Source organism: Pseudomonas sp. FFPRI_1 (assembly GCF_055384485.1).
The window spans coordinates 5,452,461-5,469,134 of sequence record NZ_AP029168.1 but is presented as its reverse complement, the minus strand read 5'-3'; the positions used below and the strand labels follow the sequence as shown (position 1 = coordinate 5,469,134).

Genomic DNA, 16,674 nt, shown 5'->3' with positions numbered 1-16,674 from the left:
GCCTCTTCGCCGGCAAGCCGGCTCCTACGGGGATCTGCACCGTGTATCCGACTGCTGTAGGAGCTGGCTTGCCAGCGAAGGCGTCACCCGGGGCGCTGCATGACTTGCGGGCCCTTTCGCCGGCAAGCCGGCTCCTACGGGGATCTGCGCCGTGTACCTGACTGCTGTAGGAGCTGGCTTGCCAGCGAAGACGTCACCCGGGGCGCTGCATGACTTGCGGGCGCCTTCGTCGGCAAGCCGGCTCCTACGGAAGGGGATGTGGGAGGGGAGGGGAATTCATCGCGTTGCAGGATTTGGCTTGCCAGCGAATGCGCACGAGTCTCAAGGGCGCCTTCGCCGGCAAGCCGGCTCCTACAGGAGGGGGTGTTTCACAGAGACCAACTGACCGTGACCATGGCATTGCGCGGGTCGCCATAGAGGCTGGTGCCGTAGTCGGTGTTGGTGCCGATGCTCTGGTAGTAGCGCTTGTCGAAGAGGTTGTTCACGTTGAGGCGGATGTTCACATTCTCCGAGGCCTTGTAGCTGGTCATCAGGTCCACCAGGGCGTAGGACTTCTGTTCGATGCGGTAGTCGAAGGTGCTCAGGTAGTCGTTAGTGCCTTTGTTGTAGATGGTGTTCTGGCCATAGATCCCGCCACCAATGGTCCAGCGGTTCAGGTCGCCAGGCAGTTGGTAGGTGGTGAAGGCCTTGAACACACTGCGCGGGATATCGGTGTCGAACAGGCGGCCGACGTTGGCTTCGTTGGAGTCCTTGGTGTACTTGACCGAGGCATAGGTGTAACCCGCCCCTAGTTCCCAGCCCGGGGCCAGGGTGCCGTTGATTTCCAGTTCGATACCTTCGCTGCGCACCTGGCCCGCGGCTTCGTAGCAGGTGCTTCCCACCGGGTTGCACTGGTTGGGGTTGAGTACCTTGGCGCGGTTTTCCTGGTCGATGCGGAAGATCGCCGCACTGGCATTGAGTTTGCCGTCGAAGTACTCGCCCTTGATGCCCAGTTCGTAGTTCTTGCCTTCGATGGGCTTGAGCGCGCCGTTGGAGGCGTCGAGTTCGGTCTGTGGCTTGAAGATATCGGTGTAGCTGACATAGACCGAGTGGTTCTGGTCCAGGTCATAGATGGCTCCGGCATAGCGGGTCAGGTGCCGTGTCACTTTGTTGGGCAGGCTGGAGGCGGAGGCTTTGCCGTTCCAGGTGGTGGTCACGTCGTAGTCGTACCAGTCCAGGCGTCCGCCAAGGATCAGCTTCAGGTCATCGGTGATGCTCAGACGGGTGGTGACGTAGGTGCCTTCCAACTGGCTGGTACGGCGCTGTGTCCAGGGGTTGGCACTCATGTCCGGTTTGGGAATGCCGCTGGGCTTGTAGATGTTGGTATGGGTCTCGAGGTCGATGGGCAGGCCCTTGCCCTTGAACGTCAAGTCGCGCCGGCTGGCACCCACCACCAGTTCATGGGTGCGCCCGAACAGCGAGAAGGGGCCGGTGACGTAACCGTCGTAGCTGTTTTGCTGGTCTTCGTAGTCGTAGCGGCCGATGTTCTGGCCGAACTCATCGTAGTTGGCGCCCATGCGTTCCGGAATGGAGCCGAGCATGTTCAGGTCCGACCAGCTCTTGCTGGCGGACAGGAGCATTTTCCAGCTGTTGGCGAAGCGATACTCCAGGCGGCTGAACGCGGTGGTGTTGTTCTGATCCCAGTACTCCCACTTGCTGCCCAGGTAGGTCGAGCGCTTGAGGTGCAGGTCGCTGCCGTCGGCTGCAACCGGCAGGCCACCCCAGGAAGTGTTGTTTCTGCCGCTCTGGTTGGAGACGCCAAAAGTGAAGGTAGTGTCTTCGTTCAGGTCGGCCTCGGTGATGCCGTAGAACACGTTGCGTTCACTGCTGACGAAGTCCTGGAAGCTGCCCTTGCTCTGATAGGCGGCGACCACCCGGCCGCGCAGGGTGCCGCTGTCGTTGAGGGCGTTGGAGGCGTCGATCTCGGTGCGGTAGTCGTCCCAGCTGCCGGCGCTGCCGGTGACGGTGACCCGCGGTGTGGCGGTGGGGCGCTTGCGCACCATGTTGATCGCTGCCGACGGGTTACCTGCGCCCTGCATCATCCCAGTGGCGCCACGCACCACTTCCACATGGTCGAAGATCGCCATGTCAGCCGAGGAGTTCATGTCCCGGCTCAGGTAGTGGGTCAAATCGTTGGGCAAGCCGTCGGTCATCAGGTTTTCGACGGCAAAACCACGGGAGTAGAAGGTCGGCCGCTGCGGACCGTCCTTGGTGATGGAAATGCCGGGGGTGGCCTTGAGCACATCCTCCAGGGACCTCATGTTCTGGTCATCCATGCGCTGGCGGGTGATGACCGTGACCGACTGCGGGGTTTCCCGAGCCGTCAGCGACAGCTTGCTGGCGGTCTGCATGGCCCCGGTGGTGTAGGAACCTGTGTCCTCGGTGGTGGTGCCCAGGCCCTGGCCGCTGATGGTGCTGGTCCCCAGTTCCAGCGAGCCGTTGCCACCATGGTTGCGGATAGTGACCGAGTTGTCCTTGAGGGTGTAGGCCACCCCCGTGCCATTGAGCATCGCCGCGATGGCCCGCTCCGGCGAATAGCTGCCGCTGAGAGCGTTGCTGCGCTTGCCTTGCACATCGTCAGGGTTGTAGAGCACCTGCATATTGGCCTGGCGCCCGAACTCCTGCAGGGCCGCAGACATGGACTGCGAGACGATGTTGAAATGGATCTCCTGGGCCTGGACCTGAGCCATCAAGGGCAGGGTCAGGGCCAGGCCCAGGGTGCGGGAAGCCATTTTTGGCGAGAACGCCTGGCGAAGCAGTGCTTTCGTCAGAGGGGTCAGTCGGTGTTGTGCGGGCATGCTCATGTGCTCTTATAGATCCGGCAAATGTAGTGACTGTTAATGGTATTAATTCTCAGTTCTATCTGTATGACGCACCAGTTGCCATAAACCGGAAATATTTACGCCGGTTCCATCTCCTGCACGACCTTGCCAGCGCGCAGGCGTACCAGTTGGTCGGCGATGTCGAAATAACGATCGTCGTGGCTGATGACGATGATGGTCTTGCCCAAGCGTTTGAGGTCCGGCAGCAGTTCGGTATAGAAAATTCGCCGGAAGGCCGGGTCTTGATCCGCAGCCCACTCGTCAAATACCAACACCGGGCGCTCTTCAAGCCAGGCATTGACCAGCGCCAGGCGCTTGCGCTGACCAGTGGACAGGTCAGTGGTGGTGAAGGCGCCATCCTTGACGCTGACCTTATGGGCGATCTCCAGGCGGTCGAGGTACTGGGCAGCGACATCGAGTGACTTGCCGGCACTGCCCTGGACCAGGTCATCGAACAGGTAGTAGTCGGCGAACACTGTGGTGAACAGTTGTCGATAATCGTCGCGAACCCGGTCGGTCACGGTTTCGCCATTGAGACGGATTTCCCCCGATTGGGGTTGATACAGGCCCAGCAGCAGCTTGATCAGGGTGGTCTTGCCGCAGCCGTTCTCGCCAACGATGAAGACGATATCGCCTTGCTTGATACTCAGGTTGATCGGGCCCAGGTGAAACGGTTCGCTGCCCTCAACCGCCGGAGGGCTATAGCTCACACCTTTTAACTCCAGGCTGTGCACTGTCATCTGCGGCGCTTCGCTGTCGTCCATCAACAGATGCGGCTCGGGAGAGGAGAAGCGTTCAGACAGTTCGCTGATGCGGGCGAAGGCGATCTTTGCCTTGCCGATGATCGGCAGGTAGCCAACCACGTGTTCCAGGGGGCCTTTCATGTACAGCAGCACCAGCACGAAGCCAGTGATCACTGCGGGGTCCGGGTTCGGGTAGTAGGCCTGCATGGCCAGGGCCAGGCCGATGACCACGAAGAACAGCATTGAACCGAAGCTCTTGGCCAGGATGTAGGTGTTCACCGAGCGCACCTGGATATCACTGATGCGGTCCGCGGTTTCCTGAATGCGCTGGGTATTCATCCGGAAACGTCGGGGCCGATGGATTCGCAGTTCCTTCGCGCCAGAGGCGATGGCGTTGTAGTAGCGCTGCAGTTCGTCTTCATGGTCACGGGCCTCGTCGAAGCCCCTGATACCCTTGCCGCCGGCCACCAGCTGCACGCTGGTGCCGATGATGATTGCCACCACCATCATCAGGAACATCGGTACCGACAGGTACGCCAGGTAACCCAGGCAGCCCAGGGTTACGGTGGTGGCGATGGCTAGAGGAGTGAAGGCGAAGGAGAAGTCGCTGATGGTGTCGACGTCGTGGGTCAGCACCGGGATCAGGCGGTGGGAGCGATAGCGTTCGATCTGTGTGATGGGGGCCGAGAGCACCTTGGCGCCGAGGTCCTTGCGCAGAGCGGCAATGATCCTTTGACCCACGTAGTTGGTACCGATATCCGAAACGATCGCGCTGGTCAGAGCCAGCAGGCACAGGGCGGCGAATGTCAGGACTACTCCCTGGGTCATGCCAGTCTGTGAGTGCAGCGCGTTGTTGATAGTGGCCAGCAACAGGGTAATGGCCAGGCCGCCGGCCATGCCCAGGGTTACCGAGACAATCACGATGGTGCGAAAGGGCTTGAGTAATGCGAGCAGTTCGCGAAATGCACCGCGCTTGGGGTCGGTCATAGATACTTCCCGGAAAGTGAATAGGGGGTCGTGGCACACAGACCCTTACCCATGACAAACGAAACGCTGAAGCGAGTATTTAGCGCCGCCTGCCATGTCTCGATGATCAATGCGCCATGGTGATAAATCGGCTGCCCCCTGCTTCGTTCTTGTTTTGTGGGCGCACGTGTATCGACGCAGTGCCTGAACCAATGAGCGAGAGCGAGCAAATGACAAAGAAGAATCTGGTGTATGTCTGGTCCCTGCGAAATGCCGCCGCCGACAAGGCCGGGCAGCCGGTGGCCTACAAGGACCACGAGCGCTATATGAAATCGGTGCTGGAATTTCTGGTTCAGACGCTGAATCAGACGCCGTTGGGCGAGGCCTACGAACTGGTGGGCGTGGTCTACGACGATGACGAGCAGTCGCCACGGGACCAGCAGTTGGTAAGCGACTACGGCTTTGCCTACCAGCCGGGCCGCCAGTGGCTGTACCCGGCGGACCTGGAAGTGCAGGGCAAGCGGGTCAACGACTTGCTGCTGAGCGTGCCGTCCACCTATCGCCGCCATCCCCGCGGCAGTGCCGAGCACGTCGCCGGCAAGCAGGATTTCGAACGCCGCCTGCACGACACTCTAGTGGAGCTCAAAGCCGATATCGTGGTGCTCGACGGCCTGCTGGTGATCCTCGATGAGCTGGTGCGCCCGGGAGCGCCTTTCGCCCGGCGGATCATGAACATCCATCCGGGCATCACCCGCATCGAATCGCCCTATGAGCGTCGCGGCGCCTATGCCACCTGGAATGCCCTGTACGGTGCTCGTGGACAGAAAGTAGTGGATTGGGCGACGAAGGAAACCGTACCGACCGCTCCGCTATACCTGACCGGTGCCTCGTTCCACTACGTGGACAACGGTATCGACTCCGGCGAGGTGCTGCATGATGTGCTCAACACCGAAATCGGCCCCGAGGACACCATCCTCGAACTGCGTTGGAACAACTTCAACAACAGCCTGTTCCCGGCCTTGCGCCAGGGCCTGTGGCTGATGCTGGAGAACCTTCGCCAGGCTCAGGCCGGAAAAGCCCGGGACGTCGCCTGATACTGCCAGTGGCCCGGTGCGTTTGTTGCGCCGGGCCGCTGTTCATCGGGGTGTTTACTTGTGGCTGGCGCCTGGCTGTTCCAGCTCGCGCACGACCCGAAAGCTCAGCCAGTCCCCGCGCACTTCGCGCTTGCGGCTGTTGCGGTTGCCCGAACGCGAGAATACCGGCGCCTCGCCCCAGTCGTTGCCACGGATCTGGGCGTCCAGGCATACCCCTTGCGACTCTTCCATCCAGGCCCGGCCATCGGCAGGTGCGCCCACGTAGTCGGGGTGCCAGCAGTCGGCGACCCATTCATAGACGTTGCCGTGCATGTCATACATGCCGAAGGCATTGGGTGGATAGCTGCCCACCGGGGCAGTGAAGCTGAAGCCGTCCTTGGGGCCGTAGGTGTTGGCGTGCTTAGTGATCTGGTACTGGCCTTCTTCATCGAAAGGGAAGGGGAAGGAGCCGGTGCTGCCGGCGCGTGCGGCATATTCGCGTTCCGCCTCGCTGACCATGCGGTAGTGCTTGCCGGTCTTCTTCGACAGCCACTGGGCATAGGCCTGCACATCGGCGTAGTCGACGCAGACCGCCGGCTGGCGCGGCCCCTGTTCATAGCGGGGCTTGCTGGCCTGGCACAGGCGGCCGGGGCGGTCGTCGCCGTCCTTGATCACGGTGCCGGTTTCGCGGATGTAGGCGTCCAGCTCGGCGGCGGTCACGTGGAAGCGGCTCATGGCGAAGGCTTTCTGGAAGGTCACGGTGTGCTGCGGGCCTTCATCAGGCTCGCGGCCCACTTCGTCTTCCGGGGTGCCCATGACAAAGCTGCCGGCAGGCAGGACTACCATTTCCGGGCAATTCTTGCAGTCCTTGAACACGCTGCCGGGCTTGGGCGGTTCTACCGCGTGGGCGTTGAGGCTGATCAGGCAACCGGCCAGGGCGGCCAGGGAGGAATAGGCGACGGGTTTCATCAGTCAATAGCCTTGTGCAATGTGAGATCTGGGGGCGTGGCAACGGTTCAGGCGGTCTTGCTGCTGCGCAGGCGCTTGCCCAGCAGGTCCATGGTCCGGTCGATATCCGCCTCGCTGTTGAGCAGGCCGGGGGCCATGCGCACCACCGGCCCGGCATCGCGGTCCACCGCGTCCACCAGGATGCGGTTCTCGATCAGCCAGGCGGCGGTGGCGTCGGTGTCCAGGTTCTGGCCGCGGAAGAAGGTGAAGCCGGCGGAATGCTCCGGGCTCAGGGGCGTGACCAGTTCGATGCCCGGGTGTTCCTGCAGGCGCTGCTTGAGGTAGCTGTTGAGTTCGTGGATGCGCGACTGGACGTTGGCCTTGCCCAGCTGCATGTGCAGGTCGAAGGCCTGGTCCACGGCCCAGCGGTGCTCGAAGCTGTGGTAGCCGCCGGGGGTCATGGTGGTGGCGAAGTCCTGGTTTTCGGAGAAGGTCGCCACCATCGGCGTCAGGTGTTCGAGTTGTTCCGAGCGCGAGCAGAAGATCCCGGTACCCCTGGGGCCGAACATCCATTTGTGGGTGCCGGCGACGAAGAAGTCGCAGTTCAGATCGGTGAAGGTGATGTCTTCCACCCCCAGCCCGTGCACGCCATCGACACAGTAGAGAATCCGCTCCTTTTCATCGCGATTGCGGTTGTGCTGGTCCACCAGCTTGCCGATCTCGCCGATCGGCAGCTTCACGCCGCTGCCCGACTGCACCCAGGTCATGCCCAGTACCCGGGTGTTGGCGCGGATGCTGCGGTCGATGTTGCCCAGCACTTCGTCGGTGGACACCCGGTGGGGCGACTTGAACAGTTCGATGGTGCGCACCTGGGTGCCGTCGCGCTGGGTGCGGTACTTCAGCGCGTTGCGGGTCGAATAGTGCTCGTGAACCGTGGTCAGGATCTCCTGCCCGGGGCGCACGTGAATACCGCCATACATCAAGGCCAGGCCTTCGGTGGTGCTGCCGGTCAACGCCACCTGGGCGGGTTTGATCTGCAGGTAGCGACCGACGCTTTCGCGCACCTGGGCCTCGCGCTGCCAGGTGTACTGGGTGTCATAGTCCATGGCCATGGCCGGGTTGCGATCGAGCACCGCCCGGTACTTCTCGATGGCCTCGCGCACCGGCCTCGGGTGCGAGGTGATCAGGAAGTTGGCCAGGTGCACGTAGTCCGGGTCCAGGTCGAACAATTGGCGCAACTGCGTCCATTGCGAGGTGCTGGTGGTCGTGGTGCTGCCGGCCTGGGCCTGGCTGATGGCCAGATTGCTCAGGGGCAGAGCGGCGGCCAACAGGCCTGCTTGTTTGAGGAAGGTCCGGCGATTGGTCACAGGAAGGCTCATGGTCATGGGTTAGCCCGCTACGGCAGGTTGAGGGGCGGGTTTGGCAGGCTTGGCCAGTTTTTGCACCTGTTCCCAGACGCGTAGATAGTTCTCGCCCCAGAGCTTGGCGATCTCGATGTCGCTGTAGCCACGCTGGATCAGCTCGGCGGTGACGTTGCGGTTGTCCGCCACGCTCATCCAGCCGTTGACGCCACCGCCCTCGTTGAAGTCCGAGCTGATGCCGACGTGGTCGATGCCGACCTTCTTCACCGTGTAGTCGATGGCGTCGACAAAGTCCTTGAGACTGGCCTTGGGCTCTTCATCGAGGATGCCGTACAGGGAGCTGGCGTATTCGCCAAAGCGCTGTTCCGGCCAGATGGTGATCACCGCGTCACCGGGCATCAGGGCGTTCTCCAGGCCTTGCAGCGGCCCGAGGTCGAAGCGCTTGCGCAAGGCATTGAGCTTGTCCAGGGTCGGCTGGCTGAGGGGGCGCAGGTAGGTGGAGAAGCCCACGACCTGGATCACCCCGCCGGTGGCCTTGATCTGTTGCATTTCCTGGTCGCTGAGATTGCGCGGGATATCCACCAGCGCCCTGGGGGCGGAGTGGGAAGCCACCACTGGCGCCCGGGTCAGGCTCGCAACATCGTCCAGGGCCTTGCTCGACATCTGCGAGACGTCGATCACCACCCCCAGGTCGTTGAGCCGCTGCACCGCCTGCTTGCCGATGGGCGAAAGACCGCCGAGGGCGTCACGGGTGTCGTTGAAGAAGGGCAGCGGGCGCGACGAGTCGGCCCAGTCGTTGTTGCCGACATAGCTGAAGCCGAACAGGCGCATGCCCCGGGCGGCCCATTGGTCCAGCTGGTCCAGGTCGTCGCCCATGGCGTAGGCATTGAGCAGGCTGATGACCACCGCCACCTTGCCTTCGGACGCAATGCGGCGCAGGTCGGCGGGGGTGTAGGCAATCGCGACCTGGTTGGGGAAGTCACGCACCATGCCCTGGATGATCCGGTAACGGGTCTCGCGTTGATGGCGTGATTCCTCGACGAAGCCGGCGGTGGGGCGGTGCGGTGCGTTGGCGCCGTTCCACATTTCCGGCCAGGCCAGAATGCTCAGGGCGGCGCCGGACATGCGCCCGCGCCCGGCCTTGACCAGGTCGAACTGGCGCGAGGTGTCCTTGTCCGCTTCGCTGCCTTCGGTGCCGAAATCCAGGGGCACGGTAATGTGGCTGTCGAAGGAAATGATGCGCTCTTGCAGGTCGTTGGCGTGCTTGACGATCTCGTTGGGATAGGACACCCGGTCCTTCCAGTAGTAGTGCCAGGCTGCGCCGGCACCGACACCGAGGGCGGCGACGATAAGTATCAGCAGGCTCAGATAGAGGGTTTTCTTACCAGATATTTTGATCATTGCTATCCCAGTCGCAGGCGGGCTGATGACGGGGTCGGGCCCTGGGGTTCAGTGCTGCCGGGTCCGACCTTTTGTGCACATCTATCCGCGATAAACGAGCTGGCCGAGAGCAAATTTAGCGTTCCGGGAATCGCTGGCCGGTAAATTTCCCTGCAAATCCAACGTTCTAGCTAGATGCGTGACGCGCCACTGGATAAAGGTAGAGCGATGAGGTTTTCGAGAAGAGGATTTTTGACCGGTCTGGCGGTGACGGGAGCGGCTATCCCTGTGGCGTTCTACACCCAGAAGGAGTTGCTGCGTCAGGATGTTCGGCGCAAGGAAGAGCAGGAGATCACCCCCGGGGAAGCCAAGCTGGAGGTGGCCCTGGACCCTGGTGTACGCCTTGCCGATCACCTGCGAGGCATCTGGGATATCGAGTTCCTGGACGCCAACGGACCGCAGTCCTTGCCTCGTAAAGGGTGTGAACTGCTGCTGGATGCCGGCCCCACGGGGCGCGGCTTGCGTGGCGTGCTGGGGCGTGCGCAGAGTCTGCGCGGCGACGGCCCGGTGGAGTTCCTGGTGCAGGGCGACCTGGCGTCGGTGGACGCCGCCAAGCTGCGTTGGCGCCTGTTTGCCGGTGGCCGGATCGCCGGCGCCCCCAGTCATGAATGCCAGGTGGTGCTTGATGAGGTCTGGGCCAGTTGGGGCAATGCCGGCAGCGGCACCCTCAGTGGCAGCCTGTATTCATTGCAGGCCTCGCCGCTGGCGCCGGTATCCGCGGCACGTTTCGTGGCGCGCAAGCGGACCTTTCCAGCCGCCCGGGACCAGAGCGGGCTGAGCCCTGCCTTGCTGGCGTGGCTGGTATCGCCCCAGCACCGCCTGTTCCACCAGCTCTGGCATGCCTCGCGGGACCGTTGGCATTCCCTGCCCAAGGACAAGCGCAACAGCCTGCGGGGGCTCGGCTGGCAGCCGGGGCCGGTCAAGCACGAGCGCGACGCCCGTGGGCGGCGCAAGCATCGCAATGCCTCGGGCATCGACTTCCTGTTCATGCACCGGCACATGCTGCTGCATGCCCGCTCACTGCAGCCGGACCTGGTGTCCTGGCACCAACTGCCGTTGCCCTGCGCCCGTCTTGAACAGGACCGGCAGGCCTTTATCCGCTATTACGAAAACCATGACGGCTGTTCGGTGCCGCCGGCCTGGGTGGCCGACGACGATGAAGAGTTCACCCAATGGCTGCACGGGCTGAAAAGCGATGCGGCGTTCTATGGCAACTTCCAGGTCTGGGAATCGCAGTACCAGGACCCCGAGTACCTCAGCCGCCTGACCCTGGGCCAGTTCGGCTCGGAGGTCGAGCTGGGCCTGCACGACTGGCTGCACATGCGCTGGGCCGATGTCGCCCGCGATCCCTCCAACGGCATGCCGGTGATGGAGGCGCGCCTGTCCTCGGACTTCGCCGGGCGCTGGTACCAGCCGCAGAATGACTTTCTCGGCGATCCCTTCTCGTCCCACGTGCATCCGATGTTCTGGAAATTCCATGGCTGGATCGACGACCGTATCGACGACTGGTTCCGTGCCCATGAGCGCTACCACCCAGGAGAAGTGTTGCACCGCGAGGTCAATGGCGTGCCCTGGTTCGCCCCCGGGCGCTGGGTCGAGATTGACGACCCGTGGTTGGGGGCCTCGACCCATGGCTGCGGCCCCCTGGGCAATGCCCCGGGAGAAATGTCCCTGGAGATGGATCAGGAGGTCATGAAGCTGGCCTTGCGCATCGCCCTGAGCCGCGACGAAGAGGTGCCAGATCTGCTCAAGCGGGCACCGCGGCGGCCCTGGTATGCCCAGCACTTGAAGCTGTAAGGCGGGGGATTCAGTTACTCAGGGCCACTTCGGCGAGAAAGCTCAAGAGCCCGTTGTATCGGCTGGTTTGCCATTGCCCGCAGCTGTGGTCGAAAAACTCGACCGGTGCCAGGCAGTGCCGGTTCTCGATCCTGAACCCGTAGAAGTCACCACAACCGTTCTCTGAAAACAGCAGGTGACGGCCGGTGATGGCCGGGTGGGCCCGGTTGATCTTCACCAGGTGGAAATCACTGCTGCTGTCCAGTGAGTAGAGCATGGCCAGGGCAAAGTAGCCGCCGCCGCACTCCTTGAGGAACCAGGTGTAATCGGCTGGCAGTTGCAGCCCCAAGGCCTGCTGCGCCTCCAGGACCTGGGCCTGGCTGGCAAGGCGGTCCGACGGCAGTTCGAACCAGATCGGATGGCTGCGCTTGCGCGCCTCCAGCAGTTGCTTGAAGTCCTCGATGTTCATTGTTTGCTCCTTGCGCAGTCAGTCGTCCGTCAGGATGGTCCGGGCGCCGTGCCGCTCCAGTAGTGCCTGCAACGCTTCCAGCTCTGCGGCGGGCGGCGGCTGGCCGGTCACGGCAGCGTAGAGGTCGTTGAGAATGAGGTCCGCGTCCCTGTGGGTGAACTGCGCTATCAGCTGCGCCAAATTGCGGTCGCACAAGTGCGGGTACAGCAGCACCAGAAGGCACTTGTAGTCACGTTTGTCGAGCCCGTCGGGGTAGACCTTGCGCAGCAGGGCCAGGAGCTCTGTCAGTGGGTCGTGCGGCGCATTTTCGAGGGGCATGGGGTTCTGTTGGCGGTGGGGCAGGAGGGGATTCTAAGCGATTTCATGCTCGACCGCTGCGCCGGGTGCGGGAGTGACCGGGCCGGCCACTCCCGCCGTGTCAGTGGCTCCAGCCGCCCCCCAGGGCCTTGTACAGGGCAATGCTCGACTGCAGGCGCGACAGCCGCAGTTGCACGTTCTGGTCCTGGGCGGTGTACAGGGTGCGCTGGGTTTCCAGGACGGTCAGCAGGTCTTCGGCGCCGGCCTGATAGCGGCTCTGGGCGATCTCGAAGGCACGCTGCGCCTGGTTCAGCTCTTCGCCCTGCCACTGGCGCTGCTGGTCCAGGCCGCGAATGCTGTTGAGGGCTTTCTCGACATCGGCAAAACCATTGATGATCGTCCCGCGATAAGTCTCCAGCAGCTCTTGCTGGCGCGCCGTGGCCCTGTCCCGTTCAGCGCCTAGACGTCCGTTGTTGAAGATCGGCGCCACCAGGCCGGAGGCGAGGTTGTAGAAGGGGTTGCGCAAGACGTCGCCCAGCTTGTCGGCGCCCGAGCCCAGGCTGGCGGTCAGGGTCAGGGTCGGCAGCATCGCCGCTCGCGCCACTTTGACGTCAGCTTGTGCTGCGGCCAGCCGGGCCTCGGCGCCAGCGATATCGGGGCGCCGGGCCAGCAGCTCGCTGGGTACCCCGGCATCGATGGTCGGCCAGTTCAATTGGGCAAAGGGCTGGTTGCTCAGAGTCAGGCTTTGCACTGGCCGGCCGAGCAGCGTGGCCAGGGTGATCTGTGCCTCTTCGGCCTGCTGTTGCACCAGCGGCACCTGGCGCTGCTGAGCGGCCACCAGGCTTTTCTGCTGGGCCAGTTCCAGGGCGGTGGCCGAGCCGGAGTCGTAGCGGGTCTGCACCAGTTGCAGCACGTTCTGTGCATTGGCCAGGTTGAGTTCGGCGATACGCAACTGTTCACGCAGGGACAGGACCTGGGCATAGCTGTTGGCCACGCCGCTGAGCAGGGTCAGCTCAACGGTGGCCTGGTCGAACTCGCTGGCCTGGACGCCTAGCAGGGCGCTGTCGTAGGCAGCGTGGCGGCCGCCCCAGAAGTCGACTTCATAGGTGGCGCTCAGGCCTGCGTCGAACGAGTTTGTGACCTTGCTGTTGCTGCTGGAATCGAGCTGGCTGGAGTTGTTGCCGCGCATCTGTTTTCTGCGGCTGGCGTTGAAGGTGCCATTGACGTTGGGCAGCAGCGGCGCCCCGGCCACGATGGCGCTGGCCTGGGCCTGGCGGACCCGGGCCATGGCGGCGGCCAGATCGTGGCTGCCGGCCCGGGCTTCGGCGATCAGTTGGTCCAGCTCCGGGCTGCCGAAACGGGTCCACCAGCGCAGGTCCTGCTGCCGGGTGCCTTGGCTGGCGGGAGAGTGCCAGGCCGCCGGTGCTTGCAGGCCACTTTTCGGGCGCGGCGCGGGGCTGCTGCAGGCTGCCAGCAAGACGCTGGCGGCCAGGAGGGTCAGGTGCACTTTCATAGATCGATCATTCACTGGTAAGGGCCGTGACCGGGTCGAGCCGGGCAGCTTTGCGGGCCGGCATGAAGCCGAAGATGACGCCGGTGACCAGGGCGCAGCCGAAGGCGCCGAGCACTGCCGCCAGGGAGAAGGCCACCGCCACTTCGCTGAGGATCAGGATGCCGCCGATGATCAGGGCCACGCCGATGCCAGCCAGGCCGCCGACCACCGAAAGCATCACTGCTTCGGTGAGGAACTGACGCAGGATGTCACGCTGGCGGGCACCGGTAGCCATGCGGATACCGATTTCCCGGGTCCGCTCGCGCACGGTCATGAGCATGATGTTCATGACCCCGATGCCACCTACCAGCAGTGAGATCGCGGCGATGGCGCCGAGCATCAGCGACAGGGTGTTCTGGGTGCGAGCCTCGGCCTGGATCATCGCGGCGTTGTTGGTCAGTTCGAAATCGCGCTTGCCGCCGTGCATGCGCAGCATCAGCTCATCAATCTCCTGTTCGGTCTGCTTGACCCGGCTGGCATCGGCGGCGGCGATCGCCACGTACTGCGGGTTGTGGTCGCCGAACAGGCGGATGCTGGCGGCGGAGTAGGGCACGGCGATGCGGTCGTCACTGTCGCTGTCGCCGGAACTGGCGCCTTTTTCCGAGAGCACGCCGACCACCTGGAATGGCACGTTTTCGATGAGGATGTACTGGCCGATGGGATTGACCACGTCCTTGAGGAGCTTTTCCCGGACCTTGTGGCCGATCACCGCCACTGCTGCTGCCGTGCGTTCGTCGGCTTCGCTGAAATAGCTGCCCTGGGCCACGGGCCAGTTGAAGATCTCCGGGAAGTTGGTGTCGTTGCCGCCCACGTAGCTCATGTAGTCGGCGTTGCCGAAACGCACCCCGGCCTTGGCGCCGTTGACGGCCATGATGCGTTTCACCTGGGGCAGGTTGGCCAGGGCGGCGACGTCGTCGAGGGTGACAATGCCTTCTGGGGTGCGCGGGTTGGGTGAATAGCCGCTCAGGTAAATGATGTTCGAACCAAACGCCCCCATCTGCGCCATCACCTGGCGCTTGCTGCCTTCGCCCACTGCCAGCATTACCACCACCGAGGCCACGCCGATGACGATGCCCAGGAGGGTCAGGGCGGTGCGGAAACGGTTGATCCACATCACCCGCCAGGCGGCCTGGATCGCCTCCAGCAACTCGCCTTTCCAGGCCCCGGTGGCTTCGCTGCCGTCGGCCAGGCGCTGGCGCAAGTCCACGGCTTGCAGGGCGCCGGCATTGGCACTCAGTTGCACCGAGGGGTCACTGTCGGCGGTGTCGCTGATGATCTCGCCGTCACGGATCTCGATGATGCGCTTGGCGCGGGCCGCGACTTCGCGGTCGTGGGTGATGAGGATCACCACGTGGCCCTGGCTGGCCAGTTCGTCCAGCAGGGCCATGACTTCGGCGCCGCTGTGGCTGTCCAGGGCGCCGGTAGGTTCGTCGGCGAGGATGATATGGCCGCCGTTCATCAGGGCGCGGGCAATGGACACCCGCTGCTGCTGACCGCCGGACAGTTGATGCGGGCGGTTGCCGCTGCGGCTGGCCAGGCCCAGGCGGTCCAGCAGGGCGGCGGCGCGGGCGTGGCGTTCGGCGGCCGGGGTGCCGGCGTAGATGGCCGGCATCTCGACGTTTTCCTGGGCTGAGCCGGAAGGGATCAGGTGGTAGCCCTGGAACACGAAGCCGAAGGCCTCGCGGCGCAGCCAGGCCAACTCGTCGCTGTCCAGGTGGGCGACGTTCTCCCCGGCGAACAGGTACTCGCCCGAAGTGGGACGGTCGAGGCAGCCGAGGATGTTCATCAGGGTCGACTTGCCGGACCCCGAGGCGCCGACGATGGCGACGAATTCCCCGGCATGGATCGACAGGTCGATGCCCCGCAGGACGTCGACTTGCGGGGTGTCGCCACCGCCGTAGGATTTGCGGATGTTCCTGAGGTCGATCAGCGGAGTCTGCATTCAGCCCCCGCTGCTGTTGGCGGGGCCGATCAGCAAGTGATCGCCTTCGTTCAACCCGTCCATTACCTGGATGCGCAGGCGGTCGCTGATGCCGACCCGCACTTCGCGCTCATCGATCGAGCCGTTCTTGGCCACTACCCGGGCGGTCTGCCGATCCGGTGCACTGCTGCCTTGCAGGGCGGCGATGGGCGCGGTGAGAACGTTCTTCGCCTGGCTGGCGACGAAGAACACCTGGGTGGTCATTTCCGCCATTAGGGCGTTGTCGGCATTGTCCACATCCAGCAGCACGGTGTAGAGCACCACTCGGCCGCTGCCGCTCTTGCTGGTGCTGGCGGGGCTGCCGCCACCCTGGCTGGTTTCATTGAGGGGCTTGGGCGGGATCGGCAGGATCTGGCGCACGGTACTGGTCCAGCGCCGGTTGCCGCCGCTTAGGGTGGTGAAGTAGGCGGTCATGCCGGGCTTGACGTGACCGATGTCGGCTTCCGACACCTCGGCCCACACGGTCATCGGCGACAGTTTGGCGATCCGCAGGATCAGCGGGGTCTGCTGCTGGGCATTGAGGGTCTGGCCTTCGCGGGCGTCGACGGCCACTACGGTGCCGCTCATCGGCGCGTAGATGCGGGTGTAGCCCAGCTCCGCCTGGTCGCTGCGCAGGCTGGCCTGGGCCTGGCGGATCTGCGCCTTGTACATGTCGATCCGCGCCTGGGTGGCCTTGAGTTCCGCCTGGGCGGTCTGCACGTCTTCCTCGCGGGTGGCGCCGCCGGCGGCAAGGTTCTGCTGGCGCTGGTATTTCTGCCGGGCCAACTGGTTCTGCGCGTACTGCTCCTGCAACTGGGCCTGCAGGTTCTCGATGGAGAAGCGGCTGGCGTCGAGCTTCGCCTGCTGGGTGGCGGGGTCGATCTCCACCAGCAACTGGCCTTCCTTTACCGTGTCGCCGGCTTCCACATGGATCTTGCGGATCTGCCCGGACGCCTGGGCGCCGACATCCACATAACGCCGCGGTTGCAAGGTGCCCAGGGCCGTGACGCTGCTCTCTATATCGCCCCGGCTGACCTGCACCGTGGCGAATTGATCGCGACCGGCGGGGATGAATTTCCAGGCCGTGATGGCCACAACAGGGATCAGACATAAGGCGCCAAGCAGGGCGCGTCGGGTTGTTCGAGGACGTTTCATGCAGGGTTCCGGCCAGGAGATATCGGCCCGTCGCTGCAGCCGGCGCGCGCAAGGCGACGAGGCATGGAGCTGC

At 63.7% G+C, this 16,674-nt stretch carries 12 protein-coding genes; 2 read left to right on the top strand and 10 right to left on the bottom strand.

Annotated features, from left to right (window positions below):
* Positions 1 to 368: 368 nt before the first annotated feature.
* Together ACZ5BO_RS24350 and ACZ5BO_RS24345 are read right to left on the bottom strand one after the other, a co-directional pair.
* A complete protein-coding gene (locus ACZ5BO_RS24350; protein ID WP_464696762.1) occupies positions 369 to 2,843 on the bottom strand; it encodes a TonB-dependent siderophore receptor in 2,475 nt (824 codons plus the stop codon).
* 95 nt (positions 2,844 to 2,938) lie between these two features.
* A complete protein-coding gene (locus tag ACZ5BO_RS24345) occupies positions 2,939 to 4,591 on the bottom strand; it encodes a cyclic peptide export ABC transporter (protein ID WP_025126329.1) in 1,653 nt (550 codons plus the stop codon).
* A 209-nt stretch (positions 4,592 to 4,800) separates the two neighbouring features.
* On the opposite strand from ACZ5BO_RS24345, the gene ACZ5BO_RS24340 reads away from it, so the two are divergent.
* Positions 4,801 to 5,664: a formyltransferase family protein gene (locus tag ACZ5BO_RS24340; protein WP_025126330.1), complete on the top strand. Its 864-nt coding sequence runs from the start codon at positions 4,801 to 4,803 to the stop codon at positions 5,662 to 5,664.
* A 54-nt stretch (positions 5,665 to 5,718) separates the two neighbouring features.
* Here ACZ5BO_RS24340 and pvdO read toward each other — a convergent pair whose 3' ends face one another.
* From pvdO to pvdM, 3 genes are read right to left on the bottom strand one after another with little or no spacing between them, the layout of a single operon-like run.
* The gene (gene pvdO / locus ACZ5BO_RS24335; protein ID WP_464696760.1) at positions 5,719 to 6,612 is read right to left on the bottom strand and encodes a dihydropyoverdine dehydrogenase; all 894 of its coding nucleotides are present in this window, start codon (positions 6,610 to 6,612) and stop codon (positions 5,719 to 5,721) included.
* Positions 6,613 to 6,659: 47 nt separating this feature from the next.
* On the bottom strand, positions 6,660 to 7,958 hold the full coding sequence (gene pvdN / locus ACZ5BO_RS24330) for a pyoverdine-tailoring periplasmic protein PvdN (RefSeq protein WP_464696759.1): 1,299 nt from the start codon (positions 7,956 to 7,958) through the stop codon (positions 6,660 to 6,662).
* 21 nt (positions 7,959 to 7,979) lie between these two features.
* A complete protein-coding gene (gene pvdM, locus ACZ5BO_RS24325; protein WP_025126333.1) occupies positions 7,980 to 9,353 on the bottom strand; it encodes a pyoverdine-tailoring dipeptidase-like protein PvdM in 1,374 nt (457 codons plus the stop codon).
* 207 nt (positions 9,354 to 9,560) lie between these two features.
* On the opposite strand from pvdM, the gene pvdP reads away from it, so the two are divergent.
* A complete protein-coding gene (gene pvdP / locus ACZ5BO_RS24320; protein WP_025126334.1) occupies positions 9,561 to 11,189 on the top strand; it encodes a pyoverdine maturation tyrosinase PvdP in 1,629 nt (542 codons plus the stop codon).
* Positions 11,190 to 11,199: 10 nt separating this feature from the next.
* Here pvdP and ACZ5BO_RS24315 read toward each other — a convergent pair whose 3' ends face one another.
* The 5 genes from ACZ5BO_RS24315 to ACZ5BO_RS24295 form a co-directional block, all read right to left on the bottom strand.
* Positions 11,200 to 11,637 (bottom strand): SMI1/KNR4 family protein, encoded by a 438-nt coding sequence (locus tag ACZ5BO_RS24315; protein WP_464696758.1) that lies wholly within the window; start codon positions 11,635 to 11,637, stop codon positions 11,200 to 11,202.
* Between the two features lie 18 nt (positions 11,638 to 11,655).
* Complete coding sequence (locus tag ACZ5BO_RS24310; RefSeq protein ID WP_464696757.1) at positions 11,656 to 11,955, bottom strand: hypothetical protein; 300 nt, start codon at positions 11,953 to 11,955, stop codon at positions 11,656 to 11,658.
* A gap of 100 nt (positions 11,956 to 12,055) precedes the next feature.
* Positions 12,056 to 13,447 (bottom strand): efflux transporter outer membrane subunit, encoded by a 1,392-nt coding sequence (locus ACZ5BO_RS24305; protein WP_464696756.1) that lies wholly within the window; start codon positions 13,445 to 13,447, stop codon positions 12,056 to 12,058.
* Positions 13,448 to 13,454: 7 nt separating this feature from the next.
* Positions 13,455 to 15,428 carry a MacB family efflux pump subunit gene (locus ACZ5BO_RS24300; RefSeq protein ID WP_464696755.1) on the bottom strand — a complete coding sequence of 658 codons (1,974 nt, stop codon included), beginning with the start codon at positions 15,426 to 15,428 and terminating at the stop codon, positions 13,455 to 13,457.
* Positions 15,429 to 16,601, bottom strand: a complete 1,173-nt coding sequence (locus tag ACZ5BO_RS24295) for an efflux RND transporter periplasmic adaptor subunit (RefSeq protein ID WP_025126339.1) — start codon at positions 16,599 to 16,601, stop codon at positions 15,429 to 15,431.
* Positions 16,602 to 16,674 lie beyond the last annotated feature (73 nt).